Raw genomic sequence first — 18097 nt, forward strand, 5'->3', positions numbered from 1 at the left:
CCGATTAATAGCGGCTCGCTGCCAGGCACGATTGCCTTTTCGCAGCGGGTTCTTAAGGAACACACCATGTCAGGCCTTGTCCTTGTTTCTCATAATCAGTGTCAACGATCGACGCTTACTGCCGTCTATGAAGGCATACTTTCCCGTCAGGGAGGGCTGTGGATTAGCTGGGATGGTGAAAGCGCTGTCATGCCTCGGGATGTGTCAGGATCCTACTCCGTGCAGCAGGCCGGCCAGTATGAAATCGTAACTTTCCCCTATACGCCGGGCGAATTGAATGAGGGTTACCACAACTATATTCACAAAGGACTCTGGCCTGTGTTTCACCAGCGCCCTGACATGGCCCGATTTTCAACCAGTGGCTTTCAGGAATATAAAAACCTTAATAAGGCCTATGCGCGCGCCATTTGCGAAAATGCCACACCCGACGATGTTATCTGGATTCAGGATTATCATCTGCTTGGCTGTGCTTTTTATATTCGTGAGGAAGGACTGATTAACCCGGTGGGTATTTTTCTGCATCAGCCTTTCCCGGCTGGCAGAATGTTTGAAACCATTCCCGAATGGCGCTGGTTGACGGACTCATTACTGTGTTGTGACCTTATTGGCTTCCAGACAGTACAGGATATGAATAACTTTCTCGTCTGGCTGGAGAGCGAATTCCGGCTGGAGCGGCTGGAGGCCCAGAGCTTCCGCATTCATGGCCGGATTATCCGGGTGGGTGTGTTCCCGGTCGGAATTGACCTTGATGACGTCCAGTGTCTTCGCGAGAGCAACAGTTGTGCTTACATGGAGATGCAGTGCCGTGAAAGCCTGCCAGAAAATACCGTGCTCAGCGGTGGCCATCTTGATGAGAGTTCAGGGCTGCCTTACCGGATCAGCACCCTGGAGGTGCTACTGAGAAGGCATGATTGCTATCAGAAAAATATCACGTTGTTGCAACTGGCACCGCCGTCAGCCGGACACGCACATGATGCGTCAGAACTCGGCCATGCACTGGAAGCACTGTGCGGCGAGCTCAATGGCGTGCATGGCACAATGAACTGGTATCCGGTCAACTATCTGACTCACACCTACAGCCGGGAAGAACAGGCCGGTATCTATCGTGCCTCACGCGTTGCGCTGGTAACGCCATTAATGGCGGGCATGAGCCTCATGGCGAAAATGTATGTCGCCCTGCAGGACCCGAAAAATCCCGGCGTGCTTATTCTCTCGCAGTTTGCCGGGGCAGCAGAGCAAATGGAGGGTGCCATCATCGTCAATCCTTATGACCCAGATGCCATGGCGAGTGCAGTGCATCGTGCCCTGCAGATGCCGTTACACGAACGGCGAAGTTTGCATGCCCGTCTGATGAAAGGTCTGCATATGCACAACAGTCATCATTGGGCTGGGTCATTTTTGCGCCTGCTGAACGCTGAGCCTGCTGCCCCGGAAGCCTTGCCGCCGCCTGCCTTTTCTCCGCGCCTTAGCAGTAGCCGGGCGAGGTACTGAGTTTTAAAGTTATAAAGCAGGAATTGATAAACTGAGTGTATCGGAGATCAGGATTCACTATTAATTAAGGGGGCTTTGTGCGTATTCGACCGTCATCCCGACTCATCATTCTTTCACCTGAAAATCACGTTCTTCTTTTTAGTTTCTGCCATAAAGGTGATGCTCTGAGCGGAAAATCATACTGGGCGACACCGGGTGGCGGGCTTGAGGACCAGGAATCTTATGAGCAGGCGGCTTTGCGCGAGTTATTTGAAGAAACGGGTCTGAGAAGAACAACGCCAGGGCCGCAGATAGCGTCGCGGGACTTCACCATGATGTTGCCCGATGGGGAGAATGTTCTTGCTAAAGAGCGTTACTTCATCATTTATGCAGAAAGATCAGATCCTGACGCCTCAGGATGGAGTCGCAATGAAAAGGATGTCATTCGCGGGCATCATTGGTGGACTTTAGAAGAACTCATAAAGTCTGATGAAACGATCTTCCCACGCGACCTCATCATTAACCTGCTTAAAAGCAAATTAGCGGGTTCCTCAGCGCTTACGCCATCCTGATCCGACGTTCGCTAACCCGTCTGTTGAGGGGCAGTCTGACTCACAGGTGTGCATGATGCATGTGCGGTACAGCACAGACGACCCCGTTTTTCGGGCTATCAGGCTACTGATCGGCTCATACCGAGCCGATCAGTAGAACGTAGCCGGCACGTTGAACTATTTTATTTACTGATTGCGTCAGCTACCAGGTTTGCTGCGCTGGCCAGTACATCTTTCCGCGCGGCTGCGTTTTTACCGTGCTGCGTGAAGTAGGCCGTCAGAATGATGGGGGCGTGATTCTTTGGCCAGATGACGGCAATGTCATTAGTTGTGCCATAGTCTCCGCTGCCGGTTTTATCTGCCACTATCCAGTCAGCCGGAAGACCCGCTTTAATGCTATTTACACCCGTAGTATTGCCCTTCATCCATTCTGAAAGCTTTGTTCGTTGCTCTTCTTTGAGTGCAACTCCCAGAACAAGCTTGTTAAGTGTGTCAGCCATCGCTGATGGTGTCGTTGTATCACGCACATCACCCGGAATTGCTGTATTAAGTTCAGGTTCCTTTCTGTCCAGACGAAAAACTGTATCACCTGTTGTCCGGGCAAATTTGATGGCCTGCTGCGGGCCCCCCAGATAAGTGAGTAATTTATTCATCGCAGCGTTATCACTGTATTGCAACGCCGCAGCACTCAACTCAGCGACAGTCATGGATGAGTCGATATGTTTCTGGGTAATTGGGTTGTAATTAACCATGTCACTTTTATTTATATGAATTTTTTTATTAAGCAAACCAGGGTTACTTTCACTTTTCTTTAATATTGCCGCAACCACCATCACTTTACTCGTACTGCAGAGCGGAAATCTCTCATTGCCTCGCCATGAATATTTTGAACCATCTGAGGTGTCAAAAACTGTCACGCCGAGTCTTCCACCTGATTGCTTTTCCAGTGTCTCAAACTGGCTTTTTAACGTTTGCTGGTCGAACGCAGCATAGGCTGAGACTGAGCAACCTGCAGCGGCGAGCAGTGCAATGCCGGCCAGGCTTGTTTTAAAATTCACCTTCATATTTTACCTTTTTCAGAAATCAATAAATCAGAGTGTGCTTGAGTTCACGCGGGAATAACTTCTCATCCCTTAAATTACTTGCCTCAAAATAAATCAATTTTCCTGTAAGAAAAAACGGTATAAATTGATGCCAGTCATAAGGATTTCTGGGGTCTGATGTGAAAAGTGACATCCCGCTCAATGCGCTGCGTGCGTTTGAAGCTTCTGCCCGACACCTCAACTTTACGAGGGCTGGCATGGAACTGTTCGTCTCTCAGGCGGCGGTCAGTCAGCAGGTCAGGCTGCTTGAAGAAAGATTAGGGTTGGTTTTATTTAAAAGGCTTTCACGGGGCCTTGAGCTGACCGATGAAGCCCGGTTACTTTTCTCCAAAATTTCAGAAGAATTTCATGGAATTGAAAAGGCTTATCGCCAGTTTGAAGGAGGGAAAGTCAGGGAGGCACTGACTATTTCCTGTGTGGGCACATTTGCACTGGGCTGGCTTTTACCACAAATTGAAGATTTTCAGCAGAGGCATCCTGCTATCGAACTGAGTATCCAGACGAACAATAACGTTGTAAGCCTCGCCGGAGAGGGTGTCGACTTTGCTATAAGATACGGTTCTGGCAACTGGACCTCATCGCATAACCTGTTAATCATGGATGCGCCGCTAACGCTACTGTGTCGGGCTCAAACAGCGAAGAGACTGCTAAAGCCTGGTGATATATCCGGCGAGACTTTATTACGTTCTTATCGTCTGGAAGAGTGGGAAAATTGGTTTGCTGCGGCAGGCATCCCGCCATTCAGAATTAATGGACCTGTTTTCGATTCTTCACGCCTTATTATTGATGCCGTGATGATCACTGGCGGCGTAGCACTGGCTCCTGATGTCATGTTTCAACCGGAAATAAAGCAAGGCTTACTTGCCAGACCCTTTGATATTTATTCAGGACATGATGGGTACTGGTTAACGTGGCAGAGATCCAGAAAAATAACCCAGTCGATGCATATATTCCGGGAATGGATTATTCAGCAAATAATTACACCGTGATTTATCCAGTTCGATCTGTCATTACGTTACGCAGTTCCTCCCTGAGCCAGCTCAGCGGCATATCGTTATCAAAGCGTTTATGCCAAAGCAATGAAAGGGCGATTTCAGGCGTTGCTACTGGTACAGGACTGCAGCATAAGCCGTAATGAGTCACCCAGTCATCGGTCAGCCCGGCAGGGACGGTAGCCAGGGCGGGTGTGCGAACCAGCAGTGGAGGCAAAGAGGAAAAATGCGGCGTCACGTAGCGAATCGAACGTGCCTTTCCCACTGCTGCAAGCTGGTCATCAATGGCGCTCCAGGTCGCTCCACGATAAGAGACCAGCAGATGATCGTGCGCCACGTAATCCTCCAGTGTTAGTGGTGCAGGCAACGAAAGCTGTCGCGGGTGCCACACCGTACAAAATTCATGTGAGACAATCTTCTCGCGCCGCAGCGTGGCGAGCATATTATCACCCACTGAAATAGCAAGATCGATCTCTCCACGCGCGACCAGTTCCGCATCCCGAAAGGGATCGCTGGCTATGACCTGAAGCGTAACGCCCGGAGCGGTGCGCGAAATGCGCGTATACAGTTCTGGCATCAGCCAGCGTTCAACCCAGTCACTCATCCCCAGTCGGAAAACATGCGTCGCCTTAGAAGGCGTGAAGGATGCTGGCTGAAACAGAATGTTCTGCATATGCGCCATTAAAGGGCCCAGCTCAGCGATCAACGATTCAGCTCGCGGGGTAGGCTCCATGCCTCTCGCCGTGCGCACAAACAGGGGATCGCTGAACATCACCCGCAACCGGGCCAGAGCATTACTGACCGCAGGCTGACCCAGATGCAGCTTTACTGCTGCACGAGTAACGCTGCCTTCCCGCTTCAGAACTAACAGCACCATCAGTAAATTCAGATCGATACGATGAAAATCATCTTCTTTGATAGTCAGCATCAGTTTAATCAATTTGAGTGATACAGGTTGCGTAAGGATACTGCCCACCAGGTTGTGATGACACTTTCCAGGAGAGAAATTGATGAAAATTTCACTAATACTGTTGGCTTCACTTATCGCGTTCGGTTCTGTCCAGGCTGCCGAACAGCCGTCTGCACTGGATCAGCAGGCCCCGGGCTATTACCGGATGAAGTTGGGGAAATTGCGCATTACCGCCGTTTCCGACGGCACGGTGACGATTCCTCTTGATACATTACTGACAAATATTTCACCGGATAAACTCAGCAAAGCAATGGCCACAGACGCAATGACGCCGCAGGCCGAAACATCGATTAACGCCTTTGTCATAGACGATGGCAAACAGCGAATCTTAATCGATACCGGAGCCGGCGAGCTATTCGGTCACCATGGCGGCCATCTGCTAACTAATCTGGCAGCCGCTGGCTATCCGGCAGAGTCGATCGATGCCGTGCTTCTGACCCATATCCATGCCGATCACTCAGGCGGTGTCTCGCGTGCAGGCAAGCCTGCCTTTCCAAATGCCGGGGTGTTCGTCGATAAACGGGATGTCGATTTCTGGCTTGATCCGGCTAATGTCAGCAGGGTGGAGGCCAGTCAGACTCATACCTTTGCTGAGTCTGAACGGACGCTTCGCCCGCTCATCAATGCTGGCCTGCTTAGAACGTTCATGGCGCCAGCCACCTTACCGGGAGGAATTCGCGCTGAGTCGACAGCCGGTCACACACCGGGCAGCGTACTTTATCACGTAGAGAGTGAAGGGCAGACGCTGGTATTGTGGGGCGATATCATCCATGCCAGAGCAGTGCAAATGCCCGATCCGGAGGTAGCTATACACTTTGATGTCGATCAGAAACGGGCTGTCACTACACGTGAAAGGGTACTGAAACAGGCTGCTGATAAGGGCTACTGGGTCGCTGCGGCGCATATCGCCTTCCCTGGTCTGGGCCATGTTATGTACGAGGGTGATGCTTATCGCTGGGTGCCTGCTAATTACACCACGCAGCTCGGGCAGTAAGTTTTTAGTGAGGCTAACTATTGCAATACGTTATAAATAATTGGTTTAGTTAAGCGTTTTAGGCGGACTTATCCGTCACAAGCGTAAAACTAAGCAGGTTGAGCCATCATCGGGCATCCATTCCGGATGCCCCTTAAATTCACTCTTTCATCGTGCTGCCTCTGGCACCAGGCCTGAAGGCATGCTCTCTTGCACGCCAGGCGATGATAAACGCAACAACCATAAAGGCCAGGAGCGCCCAGGGGAAAGAGACCGCACCGGCGTTATTAAGAAGCAGACCTCCAATGACGCCACCGCTGGCGATGGCCAGATTCCATGCGGTTGTCACCATCGCCTGAACGACATCGACATGATTGCCTGCCGCGTCAGCAGCGGCCGTCTGCATCTGAGTGGATGCCCCCCCAAAAGACCATCCCCATACAATGACAGCCACATAGACCACAATCTGTTCCCACATGCCAGCGGCCAGCGCCACAGAAACCGCCGCCAGTGCCACAAGGCTGAGCAGAACCAGATTACGCAGATGGCGATCCACCAGCATGCCGGTAATCCAGATGCCAGCCAGTGCCGCAATGCCAAACATCAGCAGAATAAGCCCAACGTTTTCGGTCAGCCCCGACAACTGCAGAAACGGCCCGATGAACGTATAAAGAATGTTGTGAGCCGTCATCCACAGAAAGATAACCGCCAGAACGGGTCTGACGCCGGGCATACGGAAAACCTGCCATACCGGCAGTCGACGGTCAGCCTGCTGGCCCGGCAAGTCAGGAACCGCGACCCATGTCCAGATAAAGAGAATAATGGCCAGTGCTGCCATGATCCCAAAGGGGACTCTCCATCCCATCATACTGCCCAGCCATGCGCCTGCCGGGGTTCCCAGCGACAGGGCAACCGGTATTCCGACCATCGCAATGGCCAGCGCGCGGCCCTGCAACTCAGCAGGAACGAGGCGGCGCGCATAGCCCGCCAGGATTCCCCATGCAAGTCCGGCAGCCACACCGGACATGAAGCGGGCTGCCATCGTCAGCCAGTAGCTGGACGAAAGGGTGGTAACGGTGTTGAAAATCAGGAATATCCCAACGGCAAGCAGCAGCACTTTTTTACGTCGCCATCCACTGGTCAGAACCGTTAACGGGATCGCCGCCAGCAGCGATCCAAGCGCATAGATGCTGACCAGCTGGCCTGCCATTACCTGAGAAACACCCAGCCCTTTTCCGATCTCCGGCAGCAGACCCGCCGGAAGGGTCTCGGTCAGGATGGCAATAAAGCCTGTCATGGCAAATGCCAGCAGGGAGGCCAGAGGCAGGCCTCGGTGTGTTGTGGTTTCACTGAATGCGCTATTGGCGTGCACGTTGAGTCCTTTTTTAAGTTTGTAACGCTTAAAAATTGAGAAAATCCGTGTGGTCACGGGTGGGTTGATATATATAACGATCGGTATATATATTCGAAAGTATAGGCCGTCACGTAGCTTGTCAAGCACATATGTATCGATTAGTATTTATCTAAGGCAAGTTTAAAAAGGAACGGATGTGGCTCAGATGGGACGTCCACGAACATTTGACCGTGACGCGGCAATTCGTCAGGCAATGACACTTTTCTGGCAGCATGGTTACGAGTCCACTTCGCTTGCCATGCTCAAGGCGAATCTTGGTAACGGTATCACCGCACCCAGTTTTTACGCCGCGTTTGGGTCTAAAGAGGCGCTATTCGAAGAGGTTGTCGAATGCTATATGACGACATATGGTCAGGTGAACGATTGTCTTTGGGACGACACGCTTGAACCACGACAGGCTATCGAACTCGCGTTGCGGCGTTCCGCAAAGATGCAGACCGATCAGGGGCATCCCAGTGGTTGCCTGATCGCGCTATCCGTTAATACCTGTTCACCTGCAAACGCACACATTCGTGAGATTCTGGCAGCGCAACGCGCCAGGACCAGAGCGGGATTTTTGCGATGTGTTAACAGCGCGAAAGAGGCGGGAATTCTGGCTTCCGATACAGACGTGCAGGCACTGGCCAGGTTCTTTCACAGTTTTGAAATCGGCCTGTCTACCGAAGCCCGCGATGGTGCAACCGGTAAAGAACTTGATGCGGCGGTATTAACCGCCATGAAGACCTGGGATGCCGCTGTCCTTAACGCTGTTGATTGACAGAAAACGACGCCCAGGCTTAATACGACGCGTGTTCATCTCAGAGGGCAGTTGTGCGTGAACGTAATACCCGCCGTTCTCAATAAGGAAAAGACGAATCGTGGCAATCAAGCTTATTGCTGACGCGAAAACGTGGGCGCGAAACATCAAACGAGATGTGCATGCGGTATGGCTTGCCGCACGCGATCCCCTTACGCCGTTGGTTGCTAAAGTGCTGGCGTTGATCGTCGCGGCTTATGCGGTTTCACCCATCGATCTGATACCCGACTTTATTCCCGTTATTGGCTATCTCGACGACCTGATTATTGTACCGCTGGGGATCATGCTGGTGGTGCGTCTTATTCCCCCCGAGGTGATGCGCGAACATCGTGAAACTGCAGCGCAAGCCAGTGAACGTCCGGTCAGTCGTATAACGGCTGGGATCTTTATCGTGATATGGATTGTTTGTACCACCGTACTGTTAAGTCAGCTCATGGCTGCGTTCAGGCATCATTTTTTCTGAAAGCACGGTAGTCGATTTTCCATGCATTCAGCTTGTTATATAACGCCGTGCGTGAGATCCCGAGCAGTTGCGCCGACTGACGCAGATTCCCCTGTTGTTCACTGACAACCTGTAAAATATGCATGCGCTCCAGGTTTTGCAACGAGGGTTGACTATCCCCGGACGCATCACTGGCTAAGACGTCCTGCAGAGATTCAGGCAAATCGGCTCGGGTAATCTCTAACCCTTCACTCAGGTTGATGACCCGCTCGATGACATTTTCCAGCTCGCGCACATTTCCCGGCCAATCCCAGGCTTGCAGACAGGCCATTGCGTCAGGCGCGACCACCGGCGGAATACGCTTTATACGGGTACAGAGTGCCTGAATAAAGATGTTAACCAGCTCCGGAATGTCTTCGCGACGATCGCGCAGCGGCGGGATTTCCAGTGAAATCACATTAAGACGATAATAGAGGTCGCGCCGGAAGGCGTTTTTCTCCACGGCGTCCAGTAAGTTGCAGTGGGTTGCCACGATAATGCGCACATTCACTTTCACTGGCTGCGCCGCGCCGATACGCAGCACTTCGCTCTCCTGTAAAACCCGTAATAAGCTGGTTTGCGCTTCGAGTGGCATCTCACCAATCTCATCCAGAAAAAGGGTGCCGCCGTCAGCCAGTTCAAATTTGCCCGCTGAACCGCCACGCCGTGAACCCGTGAAGGCACCATCGGCATAGCCAAACAGCTCGCTTTGCACCAGATCCCGCGGTAACGCGCCGCAGTTCAGGGCGATAAATGCTTCCTGCTGGCGCGGACTGGCATTATGAATGGCCTGAGCAAATAACTCTTTGCCGGTGCCGCTTTCACCGCTGAGCAACACTGTGCTGTCGGTACGGCTGCTGATACGTGCCTTGTGTATCGCCTGCTGCAGGCGGGGTGAATGGCCGCGAATCATCTCAAACGTGTAACTGGCGCTGACACCCATTACCCGTCGCGTAATGGCGCGGATACGCTGATTTTCACGCAGTGACAGTACCCGCCCGCCATCCGGTGCGGGCATCAACGATATCAGGCAGGAGAGGGGCGCGAGGCCGTCAGGCCGGAACTGCAGTTCGAGGTCATTACAAAAAGGCATAGAAAGCAGCGATCCACTCTGCGGCTTGAGCAGTTCATCAATCGGAGTATCGCGTGGATCCAGCCCGCTGAAAATCTGGCGCGCATAGCGGTTAAGCGTTTTGATGCGCCCCTGTTTATCACAGACAATGACACCTTCATTCAGCGTCTCAAGAATGGACTGCTGTTCAGCCAGCAGGCGTCGTAACATCAGTTGCTGCCCGACAGCTTCCGCTGCCGCCTGTACGGTACCGAGCGTGTGGGCGTTAAAGTTATCCGGCGTGGCGGTCAGCGTCAGCACGCCAATCAACTGTCCATTTTCATCGCGCACTGGTGCCGCAGCACACTGGCGGCGACGTTTACGCAGATCAAATTTCCAGTTCTCACCGCTCAGCACATACACCAGCCGCTGTTCAATCAGGCAACGCGCAGTACAGTTAGTGCCCAATATCTCTTCACGCAGAATACTGCCGACGGGTGTCAGGTCGGCACCGCAATAATGCAGCGTCACGCCCTGGGCGTCGGTGAGGTTTATGTGCCCGTCCGGATTATAGGCGAGCAAATTTTCCATAATGCTGCGCGCAACAAGTATCAGTTCAGCATTGTTCTCAAGAATTGCTGTCAGCTCACTGGCTGGCGGGGCGGTATAGCTAAAACAGTGGGGATCGATAGCGTACTGCTGCGAGCGCTGCCAGGAGTGCAGAATCGTTTGTCGCAGCGCTGGCGGTTGTTCGCCCTGGGTAAAACGCTGCCAGCTCTGCCATAGCAGGGCGTCCCAGCTATCAGCGCCTTCCCGGTCCGGCAGGCTGAAAATCGCATCACTCTCATCCCGTAATAACAGTTGCTGATTCACCGGCTACTCCCTCTCAATTTAATGTCCATTTTATTGACATGTTAAGTTGACATGTAAACTTTGCTGCCAGTTTGTGACGTGGCGCTGTGGCAGCGCTCACAAAATTTGCCCGATTCCGGTTGGCATCACCTTTGCAACAGGAGTTGCAACGACATAAATCCAACAAGCCAGGGGAAATAAGTGGTTATGCGCAAACATAATTTACGGCTGATTCTGTTTATCTGTGCCATTGCTTCACTGAGTGGCGTGATTCTGGGTTATGACGCTTCCGTGATTTCAGGGGTTATCGATCCGCTGACAGAACATCTGAATTTAACCCCGTGGGAAAGTGGCTGGGCGGTGTCAAATGTCATTCTTGGCTGCATCGTCGGTGCATGGGGCGTTGGCTTTATTTCAGATCGCATCGGCCACAAATCAACCTTAATTGTCACCGCCATACTCTTTTTGATCTCTGCGGTGGGCGCTGCGCTGGCCAGTTCGCTGACGGATTTCGTTATATGGCGACTCACCGGCGGGCTGGCGGTCGGGATGGCTTCTGCGATTACGCCGCTTTATATCGCGGAGATTTCGCCGAAAGACTGGCGCGGACGGATGCTGGGCCTGCAGCAGATGCTGATGGTCGGCGGACAGGTAACGGTCTATATCGTGAATTACCTGATTGCACGCGGTATGCCGCATCAGTGGATTGTCAGTGAAGGCTGGCGCTGGATGCTGGCCTCGGGCGTTGTGCCCTGTTTGCTATTCCTGTTGCTGGTGCCGTTCATGCCAGAGTCGCCGCGCTGGCTGGCACTGAACGGCAAAAAAGAACGTGCCCTCGCCGTGCTGACCCGTCTTTCAAATGCCCGGCACGCCGAGCGGCTGCTACAGGAAATCCTGACGGCAAATCGGGATGACAACATCCAGACCAGTCAGCGCGGCATCCTGCGTGATGCGCGCGCCCGCTATATCCTGATGATTGGCTGTGCCATTGCTATTTTGCAACAGATCTCAGGTATCAACATCCTGCTCTATTACGCGCCGTCACTCCTGCAAAACATCACCGGCAGTACGCAGGCTTCCCTGTTTCATAGCATTTTCCTTGGCCTTGCGCTGCTGGCAGGTGTGGCCGTTTGTCTGAGTACCATTGATCGTCTGGGCCGGACGCTGCTGCTGCGCTGGGGGGCGCTGGGATGTGCACTTTCAATGGCCTTCACTGCCTGGGCTTTTATCGCCGATGCAGGTGGCATGCTGCCAGTGATTGGGCTGTTAGCCTTCGTGCTGATATTTGGCCTCTCATGGAGCCTGGGTGCCTGGCTGTTGATCTCAGAAATCTTCCCTAATCGTATACGCGCCGTGGCGATGGGCTTTGCCTTTGCCTCCATGTACGTCGCGAATTTTATCGTTACCCAAAGCTTCCCAATGATGAACCGCAGCCGGGTGCTGATGGAGCAGTTTCATGGTGCCTTCCCGCTGATGCTGTGTGCAGTGGGATGTGTTATCGCATTCTGGTTTGTCCGCCGTTTTTTACCGGAAACCCGGGGCGTTTCGCTGGAGCAAATTGAACCGCTGATGCTCTCCAAATCCCGTCGTTTCGCCGCTGATGCGCAGCGACCTGATCAAAACCCTTCCTCGCCCGCCTGGGCTAAAGCGAAATAATAAGGAGTTTCTATGAACCATCAAACAGTGCGCGTGGGTTTAATCGGCGCAGGGCGCATGGGCAGCTTCCATGCAGAAAATCTGGCCTGGCGTGTGCCTGGTGCTACTCTGGCGGCGGTGGCCGATCCGTTTCCTGGCGCGGCGGAAAAGCTCGCCAGCCGGCTTGGGGTTAGCAAATCATACAGCGATCTGCATGCGCTGCTTCAGGATGATGAAATCGACGCCATTGCGATTGCCGCGCCAGCGCGGACGCATGCGGAGTGGGTGATTGCCGCGGCCAGAGCCGGTAAACATGTGTTCTGCGAAAAGCCTATGGCTGTCACGCTGGAAGAGGCTGATCGCGCCATCGCGGCGGCAAAACAGGCAGGCGTTGTGTTACAGGTGGGCTTTAATCGCCGCTTTGATTCCGGGTTTGCGGCAGCGATTGCGGCGGTAAAAAACGGTGAAAATGGCACGACGCAGCTTAGCCGCTCGGTGACCCGTGACCCGGGCCTGAACGATCCTGCCCCGATTCCGCAATGGACAATCTTCCTTGAAACGCTAATCCACGATTTTGACACGCTACTGCACTTCAATCCTGGCGCAAAGCCGGTAGAAGTCTATGCGCTGGCCGATGCGCTGGTACGGCCAGATTTTAAAGACAAAGGACTGCTGGATACCTCAGTTGTCACTATTCGCTTCGACAACGGCGCTATTGCTATTGCTGAGGCTAACTTTCAGGCGGTCTATGGCTATGACGTGCGCGGCGAAGTCTTTGGCAGCAAAGGCATGCTTCAGGCGGGCCACATTAATGCCAATCACTGTGTGCGTTACACCGCCAGCGGAATAGCGGTCGATACGTCGAGGCTGGATTCAGATCTGCTGCGTGAAGCTTATGTGGCTGAAATGACAGAGTTTGCCCGCTGTATTCGCAGCGGTGAGACGCCTCGCGCCACCGGAGAAGATGCGCGTAACGCGCTGGAAATTGCGCTGGCCTGTATTGAATCTGTGCAGTGCAACCTGCCCGTTAAGCTGGGAGTTCGCTGATGGCCGGTTATCAACTTTCCGTATGCGCTGAAATGGTTTTTCTGGAACTGCCATTTGTTGAGCGCGTAAAACGCATTCACGAACTGGGTTTTGGCGTTGAAATCTGGGGGTGGGCCAATAAGGATATTGATGCGCTGGTGTCGACCGGTGCGCGCTTTACCTCTATGACCGGTTACCTGAGCGGCAACCTGACGGATGAGGCGGAAATACAGCTGTTGCTACAGAGTGCTGAAGCGTCGCTGGCGGTGGCTGAACGTCTCGGTTGTCCGGTACTGAATCTGCACGGAACCGGGCTGGATGAGCGCGGCTTGCCGGTAAAACCTGTGGAAACGGTAACGGGCGCAATGTGGCTCAGGGCCGCCGATACGCTGCGCCAGGTCGCGCTACTGGGCGAACGTGCCGGACGGGTTTTCACCCTGGAGAACCTTAATCTGCCTGTTGATCATCCGGGCACGCCCTTTGCCCTGGCCTCTGAGACACTGGCGCTGGTTGAAGCGGTTAACAGCCCGGCCCTGAAGATGAATCTCGATCTCTATCATGCACAAATTGGCGAAGGCAATCTGATTGAACTGTTGCGGCGCTGCGGAACCGCCATTGGTGAAATTCAGGTTGCCGATGTCCCGGGCCGTCAGCAGCCCGGCACCGGAGAAATTAATTACCGTGCTATTGCCCGGACGCTACAGGAGATGGGTTACAGCGGCACCGTCGCCATGGAGGGCTGGGCCAGCGGCGATAGCACGGTCGCTATCCAGCAGTTCCGCGATCACTTTACGTTGTAAGCAGCATGCGTCGGGTATTTGCCTGTTACCCGACGCAGAAATAGTCAGTGAAAACAATAACAACCTTAACCCTACAGGAACACACTATGAACATCAGAAACCTTTTTCTTTGCTTTTGCTCCCTGCTAGTGAGTTTAAGTGTCAGCGCCAAAACGCCGACCGTTGGCGTCGCGCTGGCTAACTTTGATCTTAACTTTGTCTCGATCCTGCGCACTCAGATGCAGCAGGAACTCAATGCCAGCCAGCTCAACAGTCAGTTTGTCGATGCCAAAGGCGATGTCGCACTACAGGTACAGCAGGTGGATGACTTTATTAACCAGGGCGTGGACGCCATTATCCTCAATCCGGTTGATACCCAGGGCGTTTTACCCATGATCAATGCGGCAAAACAAGCCGGTATTCCGCTGGTTTTTGTGAACCGAAAACCGGAAGTGAAACTACCCGCAGACATGGCGTATGTCGGCTCTGATTCGGCGCTGGGTGGTGACATGCAGATGGAAGCACTGGCCAAAAAAATGAACTACAAAGGCAATGTTGCGATACTGATGGGCGCGCTGTCGAATGAAGAGGCCCGTGAGCGCACCCGCGCCGTGGAAGCGGTGATCGGCAAATATAAAAACATGAAAGTTATTGAAAAGCAGACGGCGAAATGGCAACGCAATGAAGCGGTCGATGTGGTGTCTGGCTGGCTGCTGAATCAGCGCCCGATTGACGCCATTGCTGCGAACAACGACGAGATGGCCATTGGTGCCATCATGGCGTTAAGCCAGGCGAAGAATGACAAAATCCTTGTGGCGGGTATTGACGGAACCCCGGACGGTCAGCAGTTCATTAAAAACGGCAAGATGGCACTGACCATTTTTCAGGATGCGAAAGGGCAGGCCACCGGCGCCGTTCAGGTGACTAAAGCCCTGCTGAATAAGCAAAAGGTAGAGACGCTTAACTGGGTGCCTTACAAGCTTATTACACCTGAAAATTACCAAAGTTTTACTGCTGAAAATTCAAAATAGTTTTTCGGTTAACATTTTTCTCACTCGCACATCATCCATGAGAAGGTGAATCACCCTGACGGAGAAATAATGAATATGCGCGCGGGTTCAGGATCGCTCTAAGTAAAAAGCGGTAAGTGGTCAGGACCGTGCGCATATTGCCAGTTTACCTTTCTTACATTTTCATGCCCATCAGCGACCCACTGCTGTTTATTCAGGACGCGCATGATGTTCTGTTCCAGAGCGGCAGCCCTGATGGACGGCTTCTCTACCGTTCTATCAGAGTGCCTGGTCAAGATAACGTGAGCACCAGGCCACGATGCATTCCCCCACATAGTCGGCATCTTTATTATCCGACAGGAGGTGATCGGCACCGTGCAGGGCAATGAAGCTTTTCGGATGCCGTGCCGATCTGAATATATGCTCAGCCTGCTCTATCAGAACCGTATCATCTTCCGGCGCGTGAAAGACAAGAAGGGGCTTATTCATGCTGAAAACTTTTTCCGCTACTTTCTGATGTAACCGCGGGCCGGGTCCGCCTGTTGATCGATATTGCTTCGCCTTATCCGCTCTTTTACTGGACGTTCTGCCCGGTTGCGGTGGCGATACAGATTCACGGACTGCGGGACTTTTCAGCGCCACTGATCAGGCCAATGCCAGCCAGAATAATGACGGCAGACACGATGATGTGCAGATCCAGCGTTTCCCCCATGAACATGACGCCGCCCAGCACGGCCAGACAGGGAACGCTCAGCTGGACGGCTGAGGCCATCGTGGAGGAAAGACCGGGCAGGACCGAGTACCAGACTACGTAGGCAAGGGCAGACGTGATGGCGCCTGAAGTCAACGCCAGCAGGATACCGGCACTCTCTGCATGGGCATCATGCCGGTTCAGCAGCATTAACAGCGCAGCAAAGGGCGCTGCCATCAGAAAATTGCCGGCGGTGGCCGCAGTTGCGTGCCTGACTTTTTTACCGGTAATACAGTAAGCTGCCCACGCTGCGCCAGATATCACCATCAGCAGTGCCGCAGAGGGTGATGGCGCTCTGGCTGTCGGGAACAGTAAAATGCCTATCCCCGCCACGGCCATCGCGACCCCTGTTGCTTTAAGCACCGTCATTTTTTCACCCTTACAGAGCCCCCATGCCGTCATAATCAGCTGAACCGTGCCGAATAAAAGCAGGGCACCTGTTCCGGTATCTATCGCAACATAGGCCACCGAGAAGGCAAATGCATACGCTGACAGCAGCGATGCATTGACCCAGCTTAATTCCGGATATCGCCGGGGGCGGGAGCCCAGAAGCATAAGACCCAGCATTACCGCGCCACCGACGATCCTGAGCCCGCTAAAGCTGATGGGATCGATGTGCTGCTGTTGAAGTGCAAGGCGACAAAGCACTGAATTAGCCGCAAAAGCCACCATTGCCAGTGCAACCCGGCTGTACATAGGCATTCCTTCATGTTCAGAAATAAGGGAGTCAGGACGGTAAATTACGTAATAACCTGATCACCTTCAATGAGCATCCCTTTACCGATAATCCATCGGTTAGGCGAGGTGGCTATGACGGACTGATGGATCTTTTCAAACTGGGAAACGGAGCCGGAACCGCTTACGGTGATTACGTAGCGCACGATTTCCCGTCCCGGTGTTCCTGTGATTTCCAGACCCAGAAAGCGATTCACATCGAGCGTACCTGACGTCATGATCTTCAGCCTGTCGAGATGCACTTTTTCTGCTCGCGCCGCCATGACATAAGATGCGGTCAGGCAGGCATTAAACGCGGCCAGAAGTAGTTCCTGAGGGCCTGGTGCGGAACCGCTGCCGCCCAGCAATTCAGGTTCATCAGAATAAAGGCGGTGTCCTTCGCCGTGGAGTGTCTGGCCATTGACGACGGAGGCATGACAAACCGTCTCACTTTTCAGTCCACCCTGCCAGCACGTACTGACGCTGAAAACCGCCTGTCCGGGAGCCTGTTCAGCTGAACAGCTCCCCGGCTGATGATGCAGCGGGACCGGTACAGCCTTATTCGTGTATGTGTCCATTTGAATGACCTTTCTGGCCCGGACCCAGGGGGCCGGGCCGGGTAAAATCAGGCATTACGGCCAGCCATCACCCCACCATCAACGTCCCATACAGCACCGGTGACCCAGCCGGCTTTGTCAGACAGCAGGAAACACACGGCTTCAGCAACGTCCTGCGGTGTGCCGACACGTCCAATCGGATGGAAGCTGTCAAAGCTGTTCATTACGCTCTTAACGTCATCTTTGGGAATAAAGCCTTCATAGATTGGCGTATGAACCACTGCCGGGGAAACAGCGTTCACGCGGATCCCTTTTTCACCCAGTTCAACAGCCAGATTTTTTGTCAGGGCATGAAGTCCGGCCTTCGCCATGGAATAGGCGGATGACGGCGTTGCGCCGATAGCCTGCTGTGCCCACATAGAACCGATGTTCACGATAGAGCCTTTGATATTCCCGCTCACCATATTGCGGACCACGTCACGGGTAATGAAGAATGACGCACGGTTAATGGACATATACATGTCGTAATCCGCTTCTTCATGTTCGGTGAACGGTTTTGGGAAGAAAACGCCGGCAGCGTTAACCATCAGGCTGATATCTTTGTGCTCACGGTTGATGACGTCAGTCACGTGCTTCAGGCCTTCTTCTTTCATCAGATCGGCAATAATGATCGAGACCTGACCGTCTGCTGACAGCGTGCTGCGTGCCTGCTCAGCTTTATCCTGACGATTCCCTACCAGAACCACGCTGCCGCCGTTTTTGAGCACCTGACGGGCGGTTTCAAAACCCATACCGCTTGTACCACCAACAACCAGAAGCTTTTTACCTGAAAATAATGCTGTCATCGTATACCTCGACCTTTAAATTAATTTATGGAGTAGCGGAATATGCCGCTCTCTCCCTGCCAGAAAGAGATTGCCATGTCAGCATGCGCTGCACGAGGCATAAGAACTAACCTAACGGGAAAGAAAA

18 protein-coding genes are annotated in these 18097 nt (G+C 53.1%); 10 read left to right on the forward strand and 8 right to left on the reverse strand.

Features of this window, described 5'->3' with window-relative positions; translation table 11 throughout:
- The first annotated feature begins 66 nt into the window (after nt 1–66).
- A complete protein-coding gene (locus HZZ01_RS14245) occupies nt 67–1491 on the forward strand; it encodes a trehalose-6-phosphate synthase (protein ID WP_179898253.1) in 1425 nt (474 codons plus the stop codon).
- Nucleotides 1492–1568: 77 nt separating this feature from the next.
- Nucleotides 1569–2042 (forward strand): NUDIX hydrolase, encoded by a 474-nt coding sequence (locus HZZ01_RS14250; protein WP_179898254.1) that lies wholly within the window; start codon nt 1569–1571, stop codon nt 2040–2042.
- A gap of 161 nt (nt 2043–2203) precedes the next feature.
- Here the strand turns inward: HZZ01_RS14250 and bla are convergent, their stop codons facing one another.
- On the reverse strand, nt 2204–3085 hold the full coding sequence (gene bla, locus HZZ01_RS14255; RefSeq protein ID WP_179898255.1) for a class A beta-lactamase: 882 nt from the start codon (nt 3083–3085) through the stop codon (nt 2204–2206).
- 158 nt (nt 3086–3243) lie between these two features.
- On the opposite strand from bla, the gene HZZ01_RS14260 reads away from it, so the two are divergent.
- Complete coding sequence (locus tag HZZ01_RS14260) at nt 3244–4113, forward strand: LysR substrate-binding domain-containing protein (RefSeq protein ID WP_179898256.1); 870 nt, start codon at nt 3244–3246, stop codon at nt 4111–4113.
- A gap of 1 nt (nt 4114) precedes the next feature.
- Here HZZ01_RS14260 and HZZ01_RS14265 read toward each other — a convergent pair whose 3' ends face one another.
- On the reverse strand, nt 4115–5044 hold the full coding sequence (locus HZZ01_RS14265; protein ID WP_179898257.1) for a LysR family transcriptional regulator: 930 nt from the start codon (nt 5042–5044) through the stop codon (nt 4115–4117).
- 82 nt (nt 5045–5126) lie between these two features.
- Here HZZ01_RS14265 and HZZ01_RS14270 point away from each other — a divergent pair, with 82 nt between their 5' ends.
- Nucleotides 5127–6080, forward strand: coding sequence for an MBL fold metallo-hydrolase (locus tag HZZ01_RS14270; RefSeq protein ID WP_179898258.1), 954 nt, complete (start codon nt 5127–5129; stop codon nt 6078–6080).
- 139 nt (nt 6081–6219) lie between these two features.
- Here the strand turns inward: HZZ01_RS14270 and HZZ01_RS14275 are convergent, their stop codons facing one another.
- Complete coding sequence (locus tag HZZ01_RS14275) at nt 6220–7431, reverse strand: MFS transporter (protein ID WP_179898259.1); 1212 nt, start codon at nt 7429–7431, stop codon at nt 6220–6222.
- A 178-nt stretch (nt 7432–7609) separates the two neighbouring features.
- Here HZZ01_RS14275 and HZZ01_RS14280 point away from each other — a divergent pair, with 178 nt between their 5' ends.
- A complete protein-coding gene (locus HZZ01_RS14280) occupies nt 7610–8230 on the forward strand; it encodes a TetR/AcrR family transcriptional regulator (RefSeq protein WP_179898260.1) in 621 nt (206 codons plus the stop codon).
- Nucleotides 8231–8330: 100 nt separating this feature from the next.
- Nucleotides 8331–8732 carry a YkvA family protein gene (locus tag HZZ01_RS14285; protein ID WP_179898261.1) on the forward strand — a complete coding sequence of 134 codons (402 nt, stop codon included), beginning with the start codon at nt 8331–8333 and terminating at the stop codon, nt 8730–8732.
- Here the strand turns inward: HZZ01_RS14285 and HZZ01_RS14290 are convergent.
- On the reverse strand, nt 8713–10674 hold the full coding sequence (locus tag HZZ01_RS14290; RefSeq protein WP_179898262.1) for a sigma-54-dependent Fis family transcriptional regulator: 1962 nt from the start codon (nt 10672–10674) through the stop codon (nt 8713–8715). The two genes, HZZ01_RS14285 and HZZ01_RS14290, sit on opposite strands and share 20 nt — an antisense overlap.
- Nucleotides 10675–10860: 186 nt before the next feature.
- Here HZZ01_RS14290 and HZZ01_RS14295 point away from each other — a divergent pair, with 186 nt between their 5' ends.
- From HZZ01_RS14295 to HZZ01_RS14310, 4 genes are all read left to right on the forward strand, one after another.
- Nucleotides 10861–12309, forward strand: a complete 1449-nt coding sequence (locus HZZ01_RS14295) for a sugar porter family MFS transporter (RefSeq protein WP_179898263.1) — start codon at nt 10861–10863, stop codon at nt 12307–12309.
- Nucleotides 12310–12321: 12 nt separating this feature from the next.
- On the forward strand, nt 12322–13335 hold the full coding sequence (locus HZZ01_RS14300) for a Gfo/Idh/MocA family oxidoreductase (RefSeq protein ID WP_179898264.1): 1014 nt from the start codon (nt 12322–12324) through the stop codon (nt 13333–13335).
- Nucleotides 13335–14114, forward strand: a complete 780-nt coding sequence (locus HZZ01_RS14305) for a TIM barrel protein (RefSeq protein ID WP_179898265.1) — start codon at nt 13335–13337, stop codon at nt 14112–14114. Before HZZ01_RS14300 ends, HZZ01_RS14305 begins: the two co-directional genes overlap by 1 nt.
- A gap of 86 nt (nt 14115–14200) precedes the next feature.
- Entirely contained in the window at nt 14201–15124 is a 924-nt protein-coding gene (locus HZZ01_RS14310; protein WP_179898266.1) for a substrate-binding domain-containing protein, read from the forward strand.
- A gap of 258 nt (nt 15125–15382) precedes the next feature.
- Here HZZ01_RS14310 and HZZ01_RS14315 read toward each other — a convergent pair whose 3' ends face one another.
- The 4 genes from HZZ01_RS14315 to HZZ01_RS14330 all read right to left on the reverse strand — a co-directional run bounded on the left by HZZ01_RS14315 (nt 15383) and on the right by HZZ01_RS14330 (nt 17970).
- Nucleotides 15383–15592 carry a S9 family peptidase gene (locus tag HZZ01_RS14315; RefSeq protein WP_255434238.1) on the reverse strand — a complete coding sequence of 70 codons (210 nt, stop codon included), beginning with the start codon at nt 15590–15592 and terminating at the stop codon, nt 15383–15385.
- 124 nt (nt 15593–15716) lie between these two features.
- Nucleotides 15717–16550 carry a DMT family transporter gene (locus tag HZZ01_RS14320; RefSeq protein ID WP_179898267.1) on the reverse strand — a complete coding sequence of 278 codons (834 nt, stop codon included), beginning with the start codon at nt 16548–16550 and terminating at the stop codon, nt 15717–15719.
- A 44-nt stretch (nt 16551–16594) separates the two neighbouring features.
- Complete coding sequence (locus tag HZZ01_RS14325) at nt 16595–17146, reverse strand: OsmC family protein (RefSeq protein ID WP_179898268.1); 552 nt, start codon at nt 17144–17146, stop codon at nt 16595–16597.
- A gap of 47 nt (nt 17147–17193) precedes the next feature.
- Complete coding sequence (locus HZZ01_RS14330; protein ID WP_179898269.1) at nt 17194–17970, reverse strand: SDR family NAD(P)-dependent oxidoreductase; 777 nt, start codon at nt 17968–17970, stop codon at nt 17194–17196.
- Between the last annotated feature and the right edge of the window lie 127 nt (nt 17971–18097).

The organism is Pantoea sp. WMus005, from assembly GCF_013415305.1.
GTDB lineage: Bacteria > Pseudomonadota > Gammaproteobacteria > Enterobacterales > Enterobacteriaceae > Pantoea > Pantoea rara.